Source organism: Stenotrophomonas sp. STEN009, from assembly GCF_056760395.1.
On sequence record NZ_JBRRES010000017.1, the window covers coordinates 66,914 to 87,555 of the forward strand.

At 68.0% G+C, this 20,642-nt stretch carries 17 protein-coding genes, 1 pseudogene and 1 riboswitch; of the genes and pseudogenes, 8 read left to right on the plus strand and 10 right to left on the minus strand.

Annotated features, from left to right (window positions below):
- The first annotated feature begins 201 nt into the window (after window positions 1-201).
- On the plus strand, window positions 202-1,182 hold the full coding sequence (locus ACVOMM_RS10065) for a cation diffusion facilitator family transporter (RefSeq protein ID WP_053520135.1): 981 nt from the start codon (window positions 202-204) through the stop codon (window positions 1,180-1,182).
- A 110-nt stretch (window positions 1,183-1,292) separates the two neighbouring features.
- Window positions 1,293-1,718: an organic hydroperoxide resistance protein gene (locus tag ACVOMM_RS10070; RefSeq protein WP_049464150.1), complete on the plus strand. Its 426-nt coding sequence runs from the start codon at window positions 1,293-1,295 to the stop codon at window positions 1,716-1,718.
- Window positions 1,719-1,919: 201 nt separating this feature from the next.
- On the opposite strand, the gene mmsB is transcribed toward ACVOMM_RS10070, so the two are convergent.
- Genes mmsB through ACVOMM_RS10095 form a run of 5 tightly spaced genes read right to left on the minus strand, consistent with a single transcriptional unit; the run spans window position 1,920 to window position 7,453 of the window.
- On the minus strand, window positions 1,920-2,810 hold the full coding sequence (mmsB, locus tag ACVOMM_RS10075) for a 3-hydroxyisobutyrate dehydrogenase (RefSeq protein WP_065174196.1): 891 nt from the start codon (window positions 2,808-2,810) through the stop codon (window positions 1,920-1,922).
- Window positions 2,807-3,976, minus strand: a complete 1,170-nt coding sequence (locus ACVOMM_RS10080) for an enoyl-CoA hydratase/isomerase family protein (protein ID WP_262100916.1) — start codon at window positions 3,974-3,976, stop codon at window positions 2,807-2,809. The genes mmsB and ACVOMM_RS10080 overlap by 4 nt, the downstream gene beginning before the upstream one ends.
- Window positions 3,973-4,770, minus strand: coding sequence for an enoyl-CoA hydratase (locus tag ACVOMM_RS10085; protein WP_053520138.1), 798 nt, complete (start codon window positions 4,768-4,770; stop codon window positions 3,973-3,975). The genes ACVOMM_RS10080 and ACVOMM_RS10085 overlap by 4 nt, the downstream gene beginning before the upstream one ends.
- Window positions 4,767-5,921, minus strand: a complete 1,155-nt coding sequence (locus ACVOMM_RS10090; protein ID WP_440210885.1) for an acyl-CoA dehydrogenase family protein — start codon at window positions 5,919-5,921, stop codon at window positions 4,767-4,769. The genes ACVOMM_RS10085 and ACVOMM_RS10090 overlap by 4 nt, the downstream gene beginning before the upstream one ends.
- Window positions 5,922-5,947: 26 nt before the next feature.
- A complete protein-coding gene (locus ACVOMM_RS10095) occupies window positions 5,948-7,453 on the minus strand; it encodes a CoA-acylating methylmalonate-semialdehyde dehydrogenase (protein ID WP_053520140.1) in 1,506 nt (501 codons plus the stop codon).
- A 118-nt stretch (window positions 7,454-7,571) separates the two neighbouring features.
- Here ACVOMM_RS10095 and ACVOMM_RS10100 point away from each other — a divergent pair, with 118 nt between their 5' ends.
- Entirely contained in the window at window positions 7,572-8,933 is a 1,362-nt protein-coding gene (locus ACVOMM_RS10100) for a helix-turn-helix domain-containing protein (protein ID WP_481526182.1), read from the plus strand.
- Window positions 8,934-9,289: 356 nt separating this feature from the next.
- On the opposite strand, the gene ACVOMM_RS10105 is transcribed toward ACVOMM_RS10100, so the two are convergent.
- A complete protein-coding gene (locus tag ACVOMM_RS10105; RefSeq protein WP_481526178.1) occupies window positions 9,290-11,137 on the minus strand; it encodes an RpoH suppressor in 1,848 nt (615 codons plus the stop codon).
- Window positions 11,138-11,278: 141 nt separating this feature from the next.
- Window positions 11,279-11,508, plus strand: a riboswitch (cobalamin riboswitch).
- A gap of 219 nt (window positions 11,509-11,727) precedes the next feature.
- Here ACVOMM_RS10105 and metE point away from each other — a divergent pair.
- The 3 genes from metE to pncA all read left to right on the plus strand — a co-directional run bounded on the left by metE (window position 11,728) and on the right by pncA (window position 15,442).
- The gene (metE, locus tag ACVOMM_RS10110) at window positions 11,728-14,025 is read left to right on the plus strand and encodes a 5-methyltetrahydropteroyltriglutamate--homocysteine S-methyltransferase (protein WP_481526179.1); all 2,298 of its coding nucleotides are present in this window, start codon (window positions 11,728-11,730) and stop codon (window positions 14,023-14,025) included.
- A 63-nt stretch (window positions 14,026-14,088) separates the two neighbouring features.
- Window positions 14,089-14,760, plus strand: a complete 672-nt coding sequence (locus ACVOMM_RS10115) for an epoxyqueuosine reductase QueH (RefSeq protein ID WP_065174192.1) — start codon at window positions 14,089-14,091, stop codon at window positions 14,758-14,760.
- Between the two features lie 55 nt (window positions 14,761-14,815).
- Entirely contained in the window at window positions 14,816-15,442 is a 627-nt protein-coding gene (gene pncA, locus ACVOMM_RS10120; protein WP_065174191.1) for a bifunctional nicotinamidase/pyrazinamidase, read from the plus strand.
- Window positions 15,443-15,464: 22 nt separating this feature from the next.
- Here the strand turns inward: pncA and purU are convergent, their stop codons facing one another.
- Window positions 15,465-16,316 carry a formyltetrahydrofolate deformylase gene (purU, locus tag ACVOMM_RS10125; RefSeq protein ID WP_053518573.1) on the minus strand — a complete coding sequence of 284 codons (852 nt, stop codon included), beginning with the start codon at window positions 16,314-16,316 and terminating at the stop codon, window positions 15,465-15,467.
- A 113-nt stretch (window positions 16,317-16,429) separates the two neighbouring features.
- Here purU and ACVOMM_RS10130 point away from each other — a divergent pair, with 113 nt between their 5' ends.
- On the plus strand, window positions 16,430-17,341 hold the full coding sequence (locus ACVOMM_RS10130; protein ID WP_481526180.1) for a LysR family transcriptional regulator: 912 nt from the start codon (window positions 16,430-16,432) through the stop codon (window positions 17,339-17,341).
- 3 nt (window positions 17,342-17,344) lie between these two features.
- Here the strand turns inward: ACVOMM_RS10130 and ACVOMM_RS10135 are convergent, their stop codons facing one another.
- The 3 genes from ACVOMM_RS10135 to ACVOMM_RS10145 all read right to left on the minus strand — a co-directional run bounded on the left by ACVOMM_RS10135 (window position 17,345) and on the right by ACVOMM_RS10145 (window position 19,819).
- Entirely contained in the window at window positions 17,345-18,445 is a 1,101-nt protein-coding gene (locus ACVOMM_RS10135) for an NADH:flavin oxidoreductase/NADH oxidase (protein WP_481526181.1), read from the minus strand.
- 122 nt (window positions 18,446-18,567) lie between these two features.
- Entirely contained in the window at window positions 18,568-19,374 is an 807-nt protein-coding gene (locus ACVOMM_RS10140; protein ID WP_065174189.1) for an NAD-dependent protein deacetylase, read from the minus strand.
- Between the two features lie 43 nt (window positions 19,375-19,417).
- Window positions 19,418-19,819, minus strand: a complete 402-nt coding sequence (locus tag ACVOMM_RS10145; RefSeq protein WP_053518579.1) for an acyl-CoA thioesterase — start codon at window positions 19,817-19,819, stop codon at window positions 19,418-19,420.
- Window positions 19,820-19,910: 91 nt separating this feature from the next.
- Between ACVOMM_RS10145 and ACVOMM_RS10150 the strand changes: the two are divergent.
- Window positions 19,911-20,543 (plus strand): annotated as a pseudogene (locus ACVOMM_RS10150) (LysE family translocator); the annotation flags it as partial.
- Between the last annotated feature and the right edge of the window lie 99 nt (window positions 20,544-20,642).

The following is a 20,642-nucleotide window of genomic DNA, read 5'->3' on the forward strand; positions in this document are numbered from 1 at the left end:
CTCCGCGCGCAGGCGGGCGTGGCCGCATGGCGCTGCAGTGGAAAGACACGGGTTCCTGAGCCGGGCGGGCCGGCTGCCGATGTGCGGCAAGGGTCAGGGTGGCGTGATCACTGCAGGCGGGTGTCGGTACGTGGGAGGGGCGCAGTCTACGGGAAGCGGCTGCATGAAGGTAGCGCGGTCGGCCGCCAGACGCATCGGAGCATGGCTCCGCTCTACAATCGGGTCATGGCTACCGATCGCCCCCACTTCTTCGACCCCACCACCGAACAGGGGGTGCTGCGCCTGTCGATTGCCGGTGCGTTGCTGCTGGCGCTGACTGCGGTGGTGTTCGGCCTGCTGGCCAATTCCTCGCTCATCATCTTCGATGGCATCTACGGGCTGATCGATGTGGTGATGACCTGGCTGTCGCTGCTGGTCGCGCGCCTGATCGCGCTGTCGACCAACACCGATGCGCTGCAGTCGCGCCTCAACCAGCGCTTTACCATGGGCTTCTGGCACCTGGAACCGATCGTGCTGGGCGTGAGCGGCACGCTGATGATCGGTGCGGCGCTGTATGCACTGGTCAATGCCGTGGACGCGCTGATGTCCGGCGGCCGCCACATCGCGCTGGGGCCGGCGATGATCTTCGCCGCGCTGTCCCTGCTGGCCGAGGCAGCGCTGGGCGTGTTCGTGCTGCGCGCCAACCGCCGCATCGGTTCGGAGTTCATCGCGCTGGACGCGAAGAACTGGATGATCGCGGCCAGCATGTCGGCCTGCTATCTGGTCGCCTTCCTGGGCGGCGCGCTGGTGCGTGGCACCGCGTGGGACTGGATCGGGCCGTACATCGACCCGGCCATCCTCGCCTTCGTCTGCGTACTGGTGATGATCGCGCCGCTGGGCACGGTGCGGCGGGCATTGGCCGGCATCCTGCTGGTGACTCCGCCGGAGCTGCAGGCCCACGTGGACGCAGTGGCGCGCACGATCGTCGCCAGGCATGGCTTCGTCGAACACCGCAGCTATGTGGCGCAGGTGGGACGTGGCGAGCAGATCGAGCTGTTCTTCGTGGTCCCGGCCGATGATCCGCCGCGGCCTCTGCGGGAGTGGGACCAACTGCGTGACGAGATCGGCGATGCACTGGGCGAAGCCTCGCCGGACCGGTGGCTGACGATCATGTTCACCACCGATCGGGAATGGACGATCTAGACAGGCAGGACGATCGGTCAAATTTCTCAGACGGTCTGTCACCCATCGTCCTTGGAAAGCGGGCAAAGTAGGCTCCAACGCACTACCACCCACTGACCAGGAGCATCCCGATGTCCATCGAAAAGGTTCTGTACACCGCCCAGGCGACCTCCACCGGCGGCCGTGAAGGCCGTTCCGTCTCCTCCGACAACGTGCTCGACATCCAGCTGTCGACCCCGCGCGAGCTGGGCGGCGCGGGCGGCCCGGGCACCAACCCGGAGCAGCTGTTCGCCGCCGGCTACTCGGCCTGCTTCCTGGGCGCGCTGAAGTTCGTGGCCGGCCAGGCCAAGGTCGCGCTGCCGGCCGACACCACCGTGACCGGCAAGGTGGGCATCGGCCAGATCCCGACCGGCTTCGGCATCGAGGCCGAGCTGACCATCAACGTGCCGGGCGTGCCGCGCGAGCAGGTTGAAGCGCTTGTGCAGAAGGCGCACATCGTGTGCCCGTACTCGAATGCCACCCGCGGCAACATCGACGTGACGCTGATCGTCGCCTGATGGAGGCGGGGTCGGATCCCTTTGCAACGGCAAAGGGCTCTGACCCCAGCGGCTAAATGGGGTCAGATCCCTTTCGCGTTGCGAAAGGGATCTGACCCCGGGGCTCCAAGCGCAAAAAAAATGGGCGGATGCCGGTCGAAACCAGGCATCCGCCCATCCCACCCCGGGTGGGCCCCGGCACGCGGCCAGGGACGCATTCGCTTACTTCTCGCTGGTGATGAGCTGTACGACGCTGGAGAAATCCAGCTTGCCGCGCCCGGCCTGGTGATTCATCGAATACAGGTTGCGGGCCACTTCACCCAGCGGGATGGAGGCGCCGACACTCATCGCCGCTTCCACTGCCAGGCCCATGTCCTTGAGCATCAGGTCGCTGCCGAAGCCGCCGCTGTAGCCACGCGAGGCTGGCGCATTCTCCAGCACGCCCGGCCACGGATTGCACACTTCGGTGGCCCAGCTGCGGCCGGTGCTCACCGCCATCATCTGCGACAGCACCTTCGGGTCCAGACCGTGCGCCACGCCCAGTGCGATGGCCTCGCCGGTGACGGCCATGATCACGCCCAGCGCCATGTTGTTGCACAGCTTGGCCACCTGGCCGGCACCACTGGCGCCAACGTGGAAGATGTTCCTGCCCATCGCCTGCAGCACCGGGCGCGCACGCTCCAGTGCATCCTCCTCACCACCGACGATGAAGGTGAGGGTGCCGGCCTGGGCACCGGCCGTGCCGCCGGAAACCGGCGCATCGATCATCTGCAGGCCGCGTGCGGCCGCCGCTTCGGACACCTTGCGGGCGCTGGCCGGAGCGATCGTGCTGCAATCGATGACCAGCGCGCCGGCCGGAATCGCGGCGAGAATGCCGTCATCGCCGAGGTACAGGCCTTCGACGTGGCGACTGGCCGGCAGCATCGAGATCACCACCTCGGCGTCGGCCAGGGTGTCACGTGCTGACGACGCGGCACCGGCACCGGCGTCGACGGCGGCCTGCACGGCGGCCGGCACCAGATCGAACACGCGCACGGTGTGGCCGTTCTTGACCAGATTGGCGGCCATCGGGCCACCCATGTTGCCCAACCCAATGAATGCAATGCGGCTCATGCCAGGCTCCTTTCAGCGGCAGGGGTACCCAGGTCGGCCAGCGGATGCGCGGCATCGGCCCAGGGCGAAGCGAAGAACGTATCGGCCCACAGGGCGCTGGCTTCGGCCAGCGTGGCGGGGTTCCACGACGGCGTGCGGTCCTTGTCGATCAGCAGCGCACGGATGCCTTCGGCGAAATCGCCGTGGGCAGCGCAGTGCAGGGCGACGATGTATTCCAGGCGGTAGACCGCAGCCAGATCCTGGCCCGCGCTGCGGCGCTGCAGCTCGAACGCCAGCCGCGCCGAACCGGGCGCGCCGGCCGCGAGGGTCTTCTGGGCGGCCTGCAGCCAGGCATCCTCGGTCTGCAGGTGGGCGATGCCTTCGACGATGGCATCGAGGTCATCGCCGCTGCACAGTGCGTCGACCTTCGCCGCGTTGGCCAGCAGCGGACCGGTCGCGGCATCGCTGGCATACGATTGCAGCAGGTGACCCAGGCGCTCGTGGTTGCTCGCGGCGTCGCGCGACCAGGCCACCTGCAGCAGTGCATCGAACACATCGCTGCGGCGCGCTTCGGCCACGTGCACGTCGGCCAGGCCGGCATAGATCGCATCGCCCGGGTTGAGCAGTGCACCGGTCAAGGCCAGGAACAGGCCACCCTTGCCCGGCACGCGCGGCAGCAGCCAGCTGCCACCCACGTCCGGGAACAGACCGACGGTGATCTCCGGGAACGCGAGCTTGGAGCGCTCGCTGACCACGCGGTGGCTGGCACCGGACATCAGGCCGATGCCCCCTCCCATGACGATGCCATGGCCCCAGCACAGGATCGGCTTGGCATAGGTGTGGATGAGGTAATCCACGCGGTACTCGACGTCGAAGAACTCGGCCGCGTAGTCGTTGTCGCGGATATCGCTGCGGCCGGCCTCGCGGAATGCACGCATGCTCTGGTACAGGCTGTGCAGGTCACCGCCGGCGCAGAACGCCTTTTCACCGGCGCCCTGCAGCACCACCATCGCGATGCCGTCGTCGTCGGCCCAGGCATTGAGCTGCTTCAGCAGCAGGTGCGCCATCGGCAGCGAGAAGCCATTGAGCGTGCGCGGCGCGTTCAGCGTGGCGATGCCGATGCGCGCGCCATTGCCGGCCACGCGCTCTTCGAACAGGACCGGCGCTTCGTCGGCGACCGTGGTCATGCGTTCTTCCACTGCGCGGCGCGCTTTTCCAGGAAGGCGTTCACGCCCTCGACCTGGTCGGCGGTATCGAACAGATCGACGAAGGCCTCGCGTTCGGCCACCAGCGCCGAGGCGTGGGTGCCGGTGCGGGTGGACTGCACCAGCGTCTTGCAGGCCGCGATGCTGGTCGGGCTCTGCTTGCCGGCCTTCTTCGCCCATTCCAGCGCCAGCGCCTTGGACTCGCCCTTGCCGACCTTCTCCTCGGCCAGGCCGATGCGCAGCGCGGTCTCGGCATTGATGCGCTCGCCCAGCAGGATCATGCGCTTGGCCCAGCCCTCGCCCACCAGCCGTGGCAGGTTCTGGGTACCACCGGCGCACGGCAGCAGGCCGACGGTGGCCTCCGGCAGCGCGACCTGGGCGTGGTCTTCGATGATGCGCAGGTCGCAGGCCAGCGCGCATTCCAGCCCGCCGCCCATCGCATAGCCGTTGATTGCGGCGATCGACACGCCGCGGAACCCGGACAGCGCCTCGAAGGCTTCGCCGAAGCGGCGTGCGGCCTCGCGCGCGGCCGCCTTGTCGCCGGAGGCGAACTGGTTCAGATCCGCGCCGGCGGAGAAGAACTTCTCGCCATCACCGGTGATCACCAGCGCGTAGATGTCGCGGTCCGCATTGAGCGCAGCCACCAGGTCGCGCAGCGCGGACAGGCTGTGCACGGTCCAGGTATGCGCCGGCGGGTTGTGCAGGGTGACCACGGCGGTGTGGCCATCGGCCTCGACCTTCAGGCCCACGTGCTCCTGGGTACGCCAATCCTTCATCGCAGTTCCTCTTCGGTGTTGAGCAGGTGACGGGCAACGATCACCCGCATGATCTCGTTGGTGCCTTCCAGGATCTGGTGCACGCGGCAGTCACGCAGCAGGCGTTCGATCGGGTATTCGCGGATGTAGCCGTAGCCGCCGTGGATCTGCAGCGCTTCGTTGCAGACAGTGAAACCGGCATCGGTGGCGAAGCGCTTGGCCATTGCGCACCACACGTTGGCGTCGCTGGCGCCGGCATCGAGCTTGCGCGCGGCGGTATGCACCATCTGCCGGGCGGCCACCAGCTGGGTGACCATGTCGGCCAGCTTGAACTGCAGTGCCTGGAACTCGGCCAGCGCCTTGCCGAACTGGCGACGCTCGCCCATGTAGCGGCGTGCGGCATCCAGCGCGCCCTGCGCGGCACCCAGCGAACAGGCGGCGATGTTGATGCGGCCGCCATCGAGTCCCTTCATCGCCAGCTTGAAGCCACCGCCTTCCTCTCCGAGAAGGTGGCTGACCGGCACGCGGACGTTCTCGAAGGTGATGCCACGGGTGGGCTGGCTGTTCCAGCCCATCTTCTCTTCCTTGCGGCCGAAGCTGATGCCCGGCAGGTCCGACGGCACCGCGATGGCGCTGACGCCGCCGGCACCGGCACCGCCGGTGCGCGCCATCACCACCAGCAGTTCGGTGGCGCCGGCGCCGGAGATGAAGGCCTTGGCGCCGTTCAGCACGAAGTGGTCGCCATCGCGCACGGCGGTGGTTTTCAGCGAGGCGGCATCGGAACCGGCGCCCGGTTCGGTCAGGCAGTACGAGGCCAGCTTGATGCCCGCCGCCAGATCGTTGCCCCACGCGTCGCGCAGTGCCGGCTGACCCCACTTGGACACCATCCACGAGGCCATGTTGTGGATGCTGATGTAGGCCGCCGTCGAGGGGTCGACACTGGCGAGCTCCTCGATGACGACGGCGGCGTCCAGCCGGCTCAGGCCGCTCCCGCCCACTTCCGGGTCCATGTACAGACCGCAGAAGCCCAGTTCACCGGCCTTGGCGATCGCCTCGCGCGGAAAGATGCCCTCCGCATCCCATCGCGCGGCGTGCGGCGCCAGTTCGGCCAGTGCGAAGTCGCGGGCGGCCTCGCGGTAGGCCTGCTGCGCTTCTTCCAGTTCCGTCGTCATCGAGTGGCTCATGGCTGCTCCTGCCGTTACTTCAGGCTGATCGTGGTGTTGACGCCGTGGCTCAGCGTCTCGTCATCGAACCAGCGCGCGGTGACGGTCTTGGTCTGGGTGTAGAACAGCACCACCTGCTTGCCGTACGGGCCCAGGTCACCCAGCTTGGAGGCGCGCGAACCGGTGAAGGAGAACAGCGGCACCGGCACCGGGATCGGCACGTTGATGCCGACCTGGCCGACGTCGATGTCTTCCTGGAACCTGCGCGCGGCGGCGCCGGACTGGGTGAACAGTGCGGTGCCGTTGCCGTTCGGGTTGCTGTTGACCATCGCGATGGCGTCTTCCAGCGTTTCCGCTTCCAGGATCACCAGCACCGGCCCGAAGATTTCTTCCTGGTAGATGCGCATGTCGGTGGTGACACCGGCAAAGATGGTCGGGCCGACGAAGTTGCCCTTCTCGAAGCCATCGACCTGCGGATTGCGGCCATCGAGCACCAGCTGCGCGCCCTGCTCCACGCCCGAGGCGATCAGGCCTTCCACGCGCTCGCGCGCGCTGCAGGAAATCACCGGGCCGACATCGGTACCGGACACGGTGCCACCGCTGACCTTCAGGGTCTTGGCCTTGGCCACCAGATCCTGCACCCAGCCGCGCGCTTCACCCACCAGCACCAGCGTAGAGGCCGCCATGCAGCGCTGGCCGGCGGCACCGAAGGCGGCTCCGACCATCGCATTGAGGGTCTGCTCCTTGTTGGCATCCGGCAGCACCACGGCGTGGTTCTTGGCGCCCATCATGCACTGCACGCGCTTGCCGGCCAGCGACGCACGGTTGTACACGTGGGTACCCACGCGGGTGGAACCCACGAAGGAGACCGCCTTGATGTCCGGGTGGTCGCAGATCGCGTTGACCACTTCCTCGCCACCGTGGACCACATTCAGCACGCCCTTCGGAATGCCGGCTTCCAGCGCCAGTTCAACCAGGCGCATGGTGACCATCGGGTCCTGCTCGGACGGCTTGAGAATGAAGGTGTTGCCGGTGGCGATGGCCATCGGGAACATCCACAGCGGAATCATCGCCGGGAAGTTGAACGGGGTGATGCCGGCGCACACGCCCAGCGGCTGCATGATCGTGTAGGTATCCACGCCATTGGCCACGTTGTTGGCCAGCTCGCCCAGCTGCAGGTTGCCGATGGCGGCGGCGTGCTCGACCACTTCCAGGCCGCGGAACACATCGCCTTCGGCATCCGGCAGGGTCTTGCCCTGTTCGGCAGTGAGGATGTGCGCCAGCTCGCTCATGTTCTCGCGGATCAGCTGCTGGTACTTCAGGAAGATGCGCGCGCGGGTGCCGATCGGGGTCTTGCGCCAGGTCTTGAACGCTTCCTTGGCGGCGGCCACGGCAGCGTCCACTTCAGCGGTGGTGGCGAACGGGACCTGGGCCAGCACGTCCTGGGTGGCCGGGTTGATCACGTCCTGCCAGTGGGAGGTCGCCGATTCGACGAACTGGCCATCGATCAGCATGCGGATACGGGGCGCTGCAACAGTCATGACGACATCCAGGGGTGCGAAAGATGCTTGGCATTATTCACAGCCGCCGCCTCGATTTCCGGCCTGAATCCGCTTAATCTGGCCAACACCCCTCACGATTCCTGTTAATTCTGTGAATCTGCCGTCTTCACAGCGCCAGCTGGGCCTGCGCCTGCTGCGCCTGCGCGAGCAGCGCGGCTACAGCCAGATCGACCTGGCCCGCGCCCTGGGCCTGTCTGCCAGCTACCTGAACCAGATCGAGCGCAACAAGCGCCCGTTGACGCCCGCCGTGCAGAAGAAGCTGGGCGAAGTGTTGGGCGACGTTTCCACCCTGTTCGACGAGGATGAACCCGCAGCCTTGCAGGAATCATTGGCCGAAACCCTGCGGGACCTGGGGCTGGCCGACGTCAGTGCCACCGAGCTGCGGGCACTGGCCGGCAACCTGCCGCAGGTGAGCCGGGCGCTGCTGGACCTGCATCGCCGCCACCTGGCGTTGCGGGAACATGCCGCCGCACTGGAGTTCCAGCTGGGCGAACCCGGTGCCGGCAGCACCCTGCCGGCGGGCGACCAGGTGCGCGAGTTCTTCAACCGCATGCACAACCACATCCCGGAGCTGGATGAGCTGGCCGAGCGGTTGTTTGCCGAATGGGGACTGTCGCCGGGGCACGTCGCCCCGCGCCTGCGCCAGTTGCTGGCCGATCGCCACGGCGTGCTGGTGGAAGTGACTGCCTTGCAGGCCGGGCGCGAGAAGCGCCACTACGATGCCGGTGCCCGCCGGCTGTGGCTGCCGGACTACCTGGAGCCGGGCCAGCAGGCCTTCCAGATGGCCGCCGAACTGGCACTGCATGGCTACCTGCCGCAGATCGATGCGGTGATTGCCCGCGCCGGATTCAGCGACGAGGCGCGCATCGCGCAGGCGCGCATCGGCCTGTCGAACTATTTCGCCGGGGCCCTGGTAATGCCCTACCTGCGCTTCCTGCGTGCGGCCGAAGCCAGCAGCTACGACATCGAGCTGCTGGCGCACCAGTTCGGTGTCGGCTTCGAAGCAGTCTGCCACCGGCTGAGCACGCTGGCCCGCCGCAGCGCGCCCGGCCTGCCGTTCTTCTTCATCCGTGTGGACCGCGCCGGCAACGTCTCCAAGCGTCACTCGGCCACCGACTTCCACTTCTCGCAGGTGGGTGGCTCATGCCCGCTGTGGATCGTCTACGAGGCGTTCAACCAGCCCGGCCGCATCCTGACCCAGACCGCGCGCATGCCCGATGGGCGGCGCCATTTCTGGCTGGCCCGGCAGGTCAGCAGCGGCCCGGTTGGTCACGGCCAACCACGCAAGACTTTCGCAGTAGCGCTGGGCTGCGACCTGCAGCATGCCGAGCGGCTGGTGTATTCGCTGGGGCTGGATGTGCAGAGCCCCGGCAATTCGGTGTCGATCGGCCCGGGTTGCCGGGTGTGCCCGCGCGAGGACTGCATGCAGCGCGCGTTCGCGCAGCTGCCGGGGCGATAGGGTTGGCTCGGCAGGGCTGCGCCCTGCACCTGCACAGGCCTAAGCAACGGCAACGGCAAAAGCTGGCATTCCGTGGGATGGCGGGGCGGGTCCGGTTGCGGGGGACGGCGCAAGTACGTCCATGTAGCCTCGGTCGCGCCATCCATGGCGCTCACGCCCCCGCAACCGGACCCACCCCGCCTTCGACAGATCTCCGCAAGCTGTCAGAACGACGCATTGCCCTGGTGGGTGTCGACCTTGGTCGACACGAACCCTGGCGATGAGCCACCGCAGGGATCAGATCGTGCCGACCAAGGTCGGCACCCACCAGACAAGGTCGGCACCCGCCGGAACAGTTCAATCGGCTGCGGCAGCGGTCAGTAGATCGGCGTCACCTTCATCTGCGGCAGCGGCCGTGGTGCGCCGTCGGTGAGGTCCGGGCCAAGATCCTCCCAGCTGCGGCCCTGCTCCACCATCAGCCCCCACAACTGCTGTGACGCCAGCCGCTTGTCCTCCGAGCCCAGCTTGTACGACGGTGGCGACGGCACGCCGGCAGCCACCATCGTGTACGCCGCCCGATAGCCCAGCACCTGCTGCGCGGGATCGTCGGTACGCGCCACTTCCAGCGTGTAACGCTGGTAGGCCGAGGCCAGGTTGCGCCAGCGGATCCAGTAGTGATTCTCGAAGGAGAACGCGCAGAAGCGCGCACCGGCCAGGCTGCCCTTGTCGGCGATGCGGGTCAGCACCTCCTGCGGCATGTCCAGGTTCATGCCGCCCTCATCACCCTGCAGGGTCACGTGCACGATGCGGTCGCGATAGCCCGGAGCACGCGCCTGCAGCAGGTCGCGCCAGTTCTGCATGGTTGCCACCACCGCGAACAGGAAACGGCCAAGCTCGCCGGCGGCCACCGGCGCGGCGATGGACTGGTAGGTGCGTTGCCAGCCATGACGGTTTTCGCTGGGCAGGAACACCGATCGCTCCAGCGCCTGCCGTGCATTGCCGCCGGAGCTGACCTCCTCCGCATGCTGTGGATAGACCAGGTTGATGGCGAAGGTCGGCCAGCGCGGAAGCGCCGCGTCGAACAGATGGATCGGGAAGTTGCTGCTGATGCCCCCATCGGAGAACCAGCAGATCCGGAAGGCGGTGATCACCGGGCCGCAGGCCTGGCCGGCACTGGTCAGCCCCTCCATGCTGTCGGCCACGTTGTGTTCCGGATCGGAGGCGGTCGCTCCAGGCTCGCAGCGGCGCTCGCGGCGCGAGGGCTCATGCAGCGGCACTGCGCTGATCAGCAACGGGAAACTCAGGCTCATCCGCGTTGCCACCAGTACCGGCAGCTGCGGCCCCTGCGGCAGGCGGTAATAGAGTCGTCCATCCACGCCCAGCGGCGGACCCGCATGGTTGACCAGCCACTGCACCACGCTGGCCGGGAACAGCTGGTCGAACTCTTCGCGCAGGAACCAGAACTGCGCGCCGCCCAGCGGCAGCGTGCGGGGTTCGTTGTGCGATACGCAGGTGGTGATCATCTGCAGGGTGATGGCATGCGGGCTGTCCGGCTCGTCGGCATAGCGCGGCGCATCGTGCAGGTCGGCAAAGGTAAGCGGCACATCGGCCGGCTTGCCTGACAGCTGCTGCAGGCAGCCGTGCAGCCATTCCGTCAACGCCGGCCGGCGCGCGTCGCTGCCGAGGCCGCTGCACAGGCCCAGCAGATTGCGTCGTGCCACCCGCGCGACCCGCAGCGCGGCCCCGGCCACGCCAGCGCCGTAGGCGCACAGCAGGGACGGCAGCAATGTTGCCGCCACTCCACTCCAGCCGCCGCCCCACGCGCCCAGCGCGAGCAGCAATGCCAGCGACACCAGCACTTCCAGCGGCGCGATCTGGAACACGGCGATGGCCAGGCACAGCAGCTTGCGGGGCCAGCCTGCATTGCCGGTCAGCACCACCAGCAGCCGATAGGCTGCACGCGCGCCGCGCGCCGGCTGGAACAGACCGTAGATGAACCCGCGCCGCGACAGCTGCGCCGACACCGCCGACAATCCACCGTACCCGGCATCGCCGGGCAGCGGCTCGCCCGCCTGCTGGCGGCGATCACCATGGGCCGCCGCCGCAGCCACCGCGGCGGCGATGGCGCCTGCCGAGGTGCCACCGATGCTCTTGAAGCGATATTCGCGCGCCAGCGCCAGTACCGCATTGGGGTACACGATGCCGCTGGTGATGCCACCTTTCATGACCAGATCGCAGTACTTCGCCGCCACACGTCACCTCCCGTCCGTCGGTTGCCAGTATCGCAAGCCGGCCTCTCACTGCCTGAGAAAGGCGCCACATCCCGGTGGTGTGATGCCAGGCCTTGACCATTGCTGCCAACCGGCCTACCTTGTGCACGCCGAAGGTATTCATCTCTTCATGCGAATGAAGGGATGAATTTAAACGGGAATCCGGTGAAGGCGCTTCGCGCGCCCATTCCGGAGCTGCCCCGCAGCGGTGAATGGAAACGAATCCTGCCAACAGCACTGGGCTCGCGCCTGGGAAGCGGCAGGTAGTAGGTGGGCTGCGGCCCGCGTCCAACAGCCCGAATACCGGCCCCGGCCGGGGGACACGACCGTCCCCTGACTCGACCTGGAATCTCCGCGGGGAGGTTGCCGGGGCCGTCGTCGTCCTGCGCCTGCAGGGTGCGCGGCCACGTGCGTCCTTTTCACGGCATCCGGTTCGCCCGCGGGGGCGAAGGTCGCTGGCAAGACGCCCGTGGGCCGGCAACGGCACGCGTCGTCCTGCGGTTCCTTCGTTCCTCAATGCCGACATGCAATGAGGACACGCTGCAATGACCACTGTTACCAACCTGGGCTTTCCCCGCATCGGCGCCAAGCGCGAACTGAAGCGGGCGCTCGAACGCCACTGGGCCGGCGAGGACGACGCCGCCACCCTGCAGGCCACCGCCGCGGCGCTGCGTGCCCGGCACTGGCAGCTGCAGATCGAGGCCGGCGTCGATGTACCGCCGAGCAACGACTTCAGCCTGTACGACCAGGTGCTCGACACCGCATGGCTGTTCGATGCCATTCCCGAACGCTACCGCGAACTGGCCGCGCACGATCCACTGGCCGCCTACTTCGCCACGGCCCGTGGCCTGCAGCGCGATGGCATCGACCTGCGCGCGCTGGAGATGACCAAGTGGTTCGACACCAACTATCACTATCTGGTGCCGGAACTGCACGCGGGCCAGGCCTTCGCCCTGCGCGGTGACAAGCCGCTGGCCGAGTTCAACGAGGCCAGGGCGCTGGGCATCCACACCCGTCCGGTGCTGCTGGGGCCGGTGAGCTTCCTGCTGCTGTCCAAGACCACCGACGGCAGCGCCGCGCTGGACCTGCTGGATGCGCTGCTGCCGGCCTATGTGCAGCTGCTCGGCCAGCTGGCCGACGCCGGTGCCGACTGGGTGCAGCTGGATGAGCCGCTGCTGGTGCAGGATCTCGACGCCGATGCGCAGGCAGCCTATGAGCGCGCCTATGCCCGGTTGGCCACGGCACGGCGTCCGAAACTGCTGGTCGCGACCTATTTCGGTGCGCTCGAGGACAACCTGGCGTTGGCCACCGGCCTGCCGGTGGACGGACTGCACGTGGACCTGGTGCGCGCGCCGGAGCAGCTGGACGCCGTGCTGAAGGCGCTGCCGGCCGAGCGCGTGCTGTCGGCCGGCCTGGTCAACGGCCGCAACATCTGGCGCACCCATCTGGACAACGCACTGATCCTGGCCCGGTTTGCCCAGGTGGACCGCGGCGCCGACCGGCTCTGGCTGGCACCGTCCTGTTCCCTGCTGCACACGCCCGTGGATCTTGCGCTGGAAAAGAAGCTGGATGACGAACTGAAGGGCTGGCTGGCGTTCTCCCGGCAGAAGCTGCAGGAACTGCGCCTGCTGGCCGACGCGCTCGATGGCAGGGTGGATGCGGAAGCGGGCCTGGCTGCCAACCGCGCTGCACTGGAGGGGCGTCGTCGCTCGCCACGCGTGCACAACCCGGCCGTGGCCGCACGCCTGGCCGCGCTGACCGTGGCCGATGCGCAGCGGCACACCGCCTACCCGCAGCGCCGCATCGCACAGCATGCGGCGCTGCAGCTGCCGCTGCTGCCCACCACCACGATCGGTTCCTTCCCGCAGACGCTGGAGGTGCGCGAGGCACGCGCCCGGCACAAGTCCGGCAAGCTGGGCCTGGCCGAGTACGAGGCCTTCCTGGAACAGCAGACCGCGCATGCGGTACGCGTGCAGGAAGCGCTGGGCCTGGACGTGCTGGTCCACGGCGAGTTCGAGCGCAACGACATGGTCGAGTACTTCGGCGAGCAGCTGGAAGGCTTCGCCTTTACCGGCAACGGCTGGGTGCAGAGCTATGGCTCGCGCTGCGTCAAACCGCCGGTGATCTTCGGCGACGTCAGCCGCCCGCAGCCGATGACGGTGCGCTGGTCCAGTTACGCGCAATCGCTCACCGACAAGCCGATGAAGGGCATGCTGACCGGTCCGGTGACGGTACTGCAGTGGTCGTTCGTGCGCGACGACCAGGAACGCGATGTGACCTGCCGGCAGATCGCGCTGGCCCTGCGGGACGAAGTGCAGGACCTGGAAGCAGCCGGCATCGGCGTGATCCAGGTGGACGAGCCGGCCCTCCGCGAGGGGTTGCCGTTGCGCCGCGCCCACTGGCGCGCCTACCTGGACTGGGCGGTGGAATCGTTCCGCATCAGTACCAGCGGCGTGCGCGATGCCACCCAGATCCACACCCACATGTGCTATTCGGAGTTCAACGACATCATCCACTCGGTCGCAGCGATGGACGCGGACGTGATCTCGATCGAGACCTCACGCTCGCGCATGGAACTGCTGGATGCCTTCGTGAAGTTCAACTATCCCAACGAGATCGGCCCGGGCGTGTATGACATCCACTCCCCGCGCGTGCCGGACAAGGCGGAGATGGTGGACCTGCTGCGCAAGGCGCTGGCCGTGCTGAAGCCGGAGCAGCTGTGGGTCAACCCGGACTGCGGGCTGAAGACCCGTGGCTGGCCAGAAACCCGCGCTGCACTGCAGGCACTGGTTGCCGCCGCAGTGGAACTGCGTGCCGAGCACACCGACGCCCGCGTCGCCTGACCTGTCTCTCCACCCCGATGCACGGGCCGCCGCCGTTGCCGGCGGTCCGTGCGGTACCTGACGATGACCGAGCTCCAACGCCCCACCCTGTCCCTGCCCGCCGACGGCAAGCGCCTGCTGCTGCATTCGTGCTGTGCGCCCTGCTCCGGCGAAGTGATGGAGGCGATCACGGCCTCCGGGATCGACTACGCGATCTTCTTCTACAACCCCAACATCCATCCGGTGAAGGAATACGAGCTTCGCAAGCAGGAGAACATCCGCTTCGCCGAGCAGCATGGCATCCCCTTCATCGACTGCGACTACGACACCGACAACTGGTTCAGCCGCGCGCGCGGCATGGAGAACGAACCCGAGCGCGGCATCCGCTGCACGATGTGCTTCGACATGCGCTTCGAGCGCACGGCGCTGTACGCGCATGAGCACGGCTACGACACCATCAGCTCGTCGCTGGGCATCTCGCGCTGGAAGAACATGGCGCAGATCAATGACTGCGGCATCCGCGCCGCGGCGCGCTACGAGGGCCTGCAGTACTGGGATTACAACTGGCGCAAGGGCGGTGGTGCCAGCCGCATGATCGAGATCAGCAAGCGCGAGCGGTTCTACCAGCAGGAGTACTGTGGCTGCGTGTACTCGCTGCGCGATGCCAACCGGCACCGCCGGGAGACCGGCCGCGAGCGGATCCGGATCGGGCTGCTGTATTACGGCCAGGACAACGAAACGCCGCAGGGCGATTGACGTGTGGCGAGGGGGCGGCCACGCTGGTCGCCTCTTCCGCCGCGCTGGAACGTCCATGCCCACCCTGCCCGCCACTGTCGCCCTGCTGGTGATCGATCTGCAGCCGGACTTCATGCCCGGTGGCGCGCTGGCCTGTGACCGCGGCGATGCGCTGGTCGCGCCGATCGCGCAGCTGCTGGCGCAGCGCCGCTACCGCACCGTAGTGGCCACCCAGGACTGGCATCCCGCGGACCATGCTTCGTTCGCCAGCCAGCACCCCGGCCATCGTCCGTTCGAAACGATCCTGCTGCATGCGCAACCGCAGACCCTGTGGCCGGACCACTGCGTGCAGGGCAGCGCCGGTGCCGCCCTGCATCCGCAGGTGGACTGGAACATGGCCGACCTGATCCTGCGCAAGGGCACCCGCCAGCAGGTGGATTCCTACAGCGCCTTCCGCGAGAACCACGGCCCCGATGGCGGGCGCCCCGCCACCGGCCTGGCCGGCTGGCTGCATGAGCGCGGCATCGACGAGGTGCACGTCTGTGGCCTGGCCCGCGACTACTGCGTGCTGTGGAGCGCGCAGGACGCAGCCACGTCCGGCTTCAGGGTGAAATTCCTCTGGGACCTGACCCGGCCGGTGACCGAGGCCAACGACGGGATGGTGCGCGAAGCACTGGGCACTGCGGGGATCGGGATCCTCTGACGCACGTCCGGCAGGGCAGGTATCAGCGGAACACCACCGTGCGGTGCCCGTTGAGCAGGATGCGGTGCTCCACATGGCGGCGCACGGCACGCGCCAGCACCTGCGATTCGGTATCGCTGCCCAGGCGTACCAGGTCGCGCGGCGTCATCGCATGATCGACCCGGGCCACGTCCTGTTCGATGATCGGACCTTCGTCCAGATCCTCGGTGACATAGTGCGCGGTGGCGCCGATGATCTTGACCCCGCGCGCGTGCGCCTGGTGATAGGGCTGCGCGCCCTTGAAGCTGGGCAGGAAGCTGTGATGGATGTTGATCGCCCGGCCGGCCAGCGCGCGGCACAGGGTGGGTGAAAGAATCTGCATGTAGCGCGCCAGCACCACCAGGTCGATACGCTCGTGTTCGACCAGATCGATGATCTGCTGCTCCTGCACCGCACGCGTATCCGCGTTCACCGGCAGATGGTGGAACGGCACGCCGTAGGACGCAGCCAGCGGTGCGAAATCGGCATGGTTGGACACCACTGCCGCGATATCCACTTTCAGTTGCCCGCTGTGCGCGCGGAACAGCAGGTCATTCAGGCAGTGGCCCTGCTTGCTGACCAGCACCAGCAGGCGCGCACGACGCCGACCGTCCTGCAGCTGCCAGTCCATGCCGAACTCGCGGGCCAGTGCCGCCATGGACGCATGTACCGTGTCCAGGGGCAGGCTGGCGTCGCGGTCGAAATGCACGCGCAGGAAGAACCGGCCGCTTTCCTCGTCGCCGAACTGCTGGGCGTCGAGGATGTTGCAGCCATGATCGAACAACAGGCCCGACACGCGGTAGACGATGCCGGTACGGTCGGGGCAGGACAGGGTGAGGATGGAATCGGGTCGCATCCTGCAAGTGTAGGGCAGCACCCCGCCCGCGTGATCCATTGTCACCGATGCAACGAACCACTTCGGACAGTTCCAAGTGATCGTGGCGGGCTTTCGTGGCACGCTGGCGGGTCATGAACCTGTTGCAGCTGATCCGCAGCTTCACCCGCACCGCAGACACCGGCAGTATTGCCGCTGCGGCCCGCAGCCTTGGCATCAGCGCCACCGCCGTCGGCCAGAACATCCATCGCCTGGAGGCACACCTGGGCGTGCGCCTGCTGAACCGCAGCACGCGCCAGCTGGCGCTGAGCGAGGCCGGTGCGCTGTACCTGGCGCAGGTGCGCCACATCGAAACCGATCTGGCGCGGGCGCAGGCCCTGGTCACCAGCGGTGACATCGAGCCGGCCGGGCCATTGCGCATCGCCAGCAGCCGCGCGTTCGGCCGCCACGTGCTGGCGCCCCTGCTGCCTTCACTGCAGCAACGCTATCCGCAGCTGCAGCTGGAACTGCGGCTGTCCGACCGGGCCGTGCAGCATGGTCCGGAGGCGGTCGATGCCAGCATCCGCATCGATGCGCAGCTGGAGGACGGCGTCGTGGCGCGGCCGCTGGCACGCATTCCCTTCGTCTTCTGCGCCTCGCCTGCCTACCTGCAGGCGCATGGCTGGCCACAGGAGCCGTCCGATCTGCGCGGCCATCGGGGTGTGCTGCATCGTTTCCCCACAGATGGGCGGCCTCTGCGCTGGTGCCTGCGCAAGGGCGACCAGCGCGCGGATGCGCCGCTGCCGCCCGGCATGGTGTGCGATGACATCGACGCGCTGGCCGAACTGGCCGCGGCCGGTGCCGGCATCACCCGGCTGGCGGCCTTCGTGGCCGATCCCTTTCTGCGCGATGGCCGGTTGCAGGCGGTGTTCGGCGCGGACAGCGCATGGCGCCCGGAACCGATGGAGGTCTATTTCTGCGTCAGCGACCGCCGCGACTTCACCGCCAGGATCCGTGCGCTGTTCGATCACCTGCAGGCCGGCCTGCCGCCGGCCTGGCGGGCATGACCTTCAGCGCGGGGTGAACACGCCGCGTGCCTCACGCGGCTCGCAGCGCAGGTACTGCGCGGCCGGCACCACGCTGTCGCCCAGCGCGGCTGCCGCGTGCCAGGGCCAGCGCGGGTCGTAGAGGATGCCGCGGGCCAGGGCGATGGCATCGGCGTGGCGATGACGCAGGATCGATTCGGCCTGCTCCGGTTCGGTGATCATCCCCACCGCGATGACCGGCATGCGCACCTTGGCCTTGATCGCGGCCGCGAACGGCACCTGGTAGCCCGGCCCGATGCTGATCTTCTGGCGCTCATCCAGGCCGCCGCTGGAGACGTGCAGGAAATCGCAGCCACGCGCGTCCAGCACCTGGGACAGCGCTTCGCTCTGCAGCAGATCCCAGCCACCGTCGACCCAGTCGCTGGCGGAGATGCGCACGCCGACGGCCACCTTGTCGGACACTGCCGCGCGCACGGCATCGAATACCTCTACCAGCAGGCGCAGGCGATTGGGCAGCGAACCCCCGTAGCCATCGGTGCGCCGGTTGCTCAGCGGTGACAGGAACTGGTGCAGCAGATAGCCGTGCGCGGCATGCACTTCGATCAGTTCGAAGCCCAGGCGTTCGGCGCGCACCGCGCTGGCGGCGAAGGCAGCAACGATTCCCGCGATGCCCGCCTCATCCAGTTCCTGCGGCGCGGGATCGGCAGCATGGAACGGCAGCGCTGACGGCGCCACCGTGGTCCAGCCACGTGCATCATCGGCCGGCAGCTGGCCACCGCCGTCCCAGGGACGCTGTACCGAGGCCTTGCGGCCGGCATGGCCCAGCTGGATGCCCAGCGGCATCGGCGACCAGCGCCGCACGCTGGCCAGCACGTGTGCCAGCGCAGCTTCGGTACCGTCATCCCACAGGCCGAGGTCGGCCCAGCTGATGCGTCCACGCGGCTCAACCGCCGTCGCTTCCAGGATCAGCAGGCCGGCACCGGATTGCGCCAGGTTGCCCAGATGCATGGCATGCCAGTCGCTGGCGCGCCCGTCTTCGGCGGAATACTGGCACATCGGCGCGATGACGATGCGGTTGGACAGGGTCAGGCGGCCGAAGGTGATCGGCGAGAACAGCTGGCTCACGAGGGGTGCAGGGACGGGCATAGGGGGGTGCGTATTGCACCGCTGCAAGGGCGGCGAATCAACCATGTGGATGGATCGCTGTTTCGCGGTGGCGCTGCATGCTCGCCGGGCATGGCCTGGCGCTACCCGATGACGAACCCGGCCAGCGCTTCAGCGCAATCGCGCTCGTCCTTGAACTGCAGCAGGTCGTCGGCACGGGTGCGGCCACGGTTCACGGCAGCCACCGGCAATCCGGCCTTTGCTGCGGCCTGCACGAAACGGAAGCCGGAATAGACCATCAGCGAAGACCCCACCACCAGCACGGCATCGGCCTGCTGCAGGTGCTCATGCACTGCCGCCACGCGTTCACGCGGCACGTTCTCGCCGAAGAACACCACGTCCGGCTTCAGCAGGCCGCCACAGGACGGACAGTCGGGCACCACGAAGGAGGAAAAATCGGTCTCCAGATCAGCGTCGCCGTCGGGGGCGATGCCGGCCTCGAGCGTGTCCCAGCCGGGATTGGCGTCCAGCAGGCGCTGCTGGAACGCCTGGCGACCGCTGCGGCGCTCGCAGCCCATGCAGCGCACCAGGTCCAGCCGCCCATGCAGGTCGATCACGTTCCGGCTGCCGGCGCGCTGGTGCAGGCCATCCACGTTCTGGGTCAGCAGCAACTGCACCTTGCCTTGCTTCTCCAGCGCGGCCAGCGCCTGGTGGGTGCCGTTGGGCTGGGCCAGGCCGAAGCGCGGCCAGCCCAGCAGGCTGCGTGCCCAGTAGCGCTGGCGGGTGGCGGCCTCGCCCATGAATGCCTGGTAGGTGACCGGCGGCGTGCGTTTCCATTGGCCATCGGTATCCCGGTAATCGGGGATTCCCGAGGCCGTGCTGCAGCCAGCGCCGGTCAGCACGAACAGGCGCTGGGCGCGGTCGATGAAGTCGGTCAGCGGCGGGGTCATGCCGACCAGATGGGGGCAGCACGGCGCCCCCACAAGCGCCGGCTCAGGGCGCCGGCAGCGGCGGCACCGCGATCGGCTGGCCCGCCTCGTCCAGCGCGATCATCACGAAGTGGCCGCGGGTGCAGAGCCTGCGCTCGCCGCTGTGCAGGTCTTCGGCAATCAGTTCCACCTCGACCTTCATCGAGCTGCGGCCGACCTCGACGATGCGGCCGATCGTTTCCACCATCTGGCCGATGCGGATCGGCAGCTTGAAGTCGACCTGGTCGCTGCGCGCGGTCACCACGGTGCGGCGCGAGTAGCGGGCGGCGGCGAGGAAGGCGGCCTTGTCCATCCACGCCAGCGCCTGGCCACCAAACAGCGTGCCCATGTGGTTGGTATGGTTGGGAAAGACGATTTCGGCCATGCGCACTTCGATCGGTGGCACGGTTTCAGGGATCGGGGTCATGGGTAGGGCTTCGGTGTGGGGTGCGGCAATGTTAAGCCAGGCCCCGTACAGGCAGCGCTACACTGCGCCACGCCCACTGCCAGGACTGCCCATGCCCGCGACCTCCGATCTGCTGGCGTTCGCCCTCATCTCGCTGGGCATGGTGCTCACGCCCGGACCGAACATGATCTACCTGGTCTCGCGCTCGATCTGCCAGGGCCGCCGCGCCGGCCTGGTCTCGCTGGGTGGGGTGGTGCTGGGTTTCGTGTTCTACATGCTGTGCGCGGCGCTGGGCATCACCGCCCTGCTGATGACGGTGCCGTTCGCCTACGACGCGCTGCGCATCGGGGGGGCGTTGTACCTGCTGTACCTGGCCTGGCAGGCGCTCAAACCCGGTGGCCGCTCGCCGTTCGCGGTGCGCGACCTGCCGCAGGACAGCCCACGCAGATTGTTTGCGATGGGCTTTCTGACCAATCTGCTGAACCCGAAGATCGCGGTGATGTACCTGTCCCTGCTGCCGCAGTTCCTGCATCCGGACGGGCACGGCAGCGTGCTGATGCAGTCGCTGGTTCTGGGTGTTACCCAGATCGTGGTGAGCCTGAGCGTGAACGCGGTGATCGTGGTGCTGGCCGGCAGCATCGCGGCATCTCTCGCCGCGCGCCCCACCTGGCAGGCGGCACAGCGCTGGCTGATGGGCACGGTCCTGGCCGGGCTGGCGGTGCGCATGGCGGTGGAAGGGCGGCGGTTGCCGGGGGGGCCCGCCCCCCCCCCCCGCCCCCCCCCGCCCCCCCCCCCCCCCCCCCCCCCCCCCCCCCCCCCCCCCGCCCCCCCCGCGCCCCCCCCA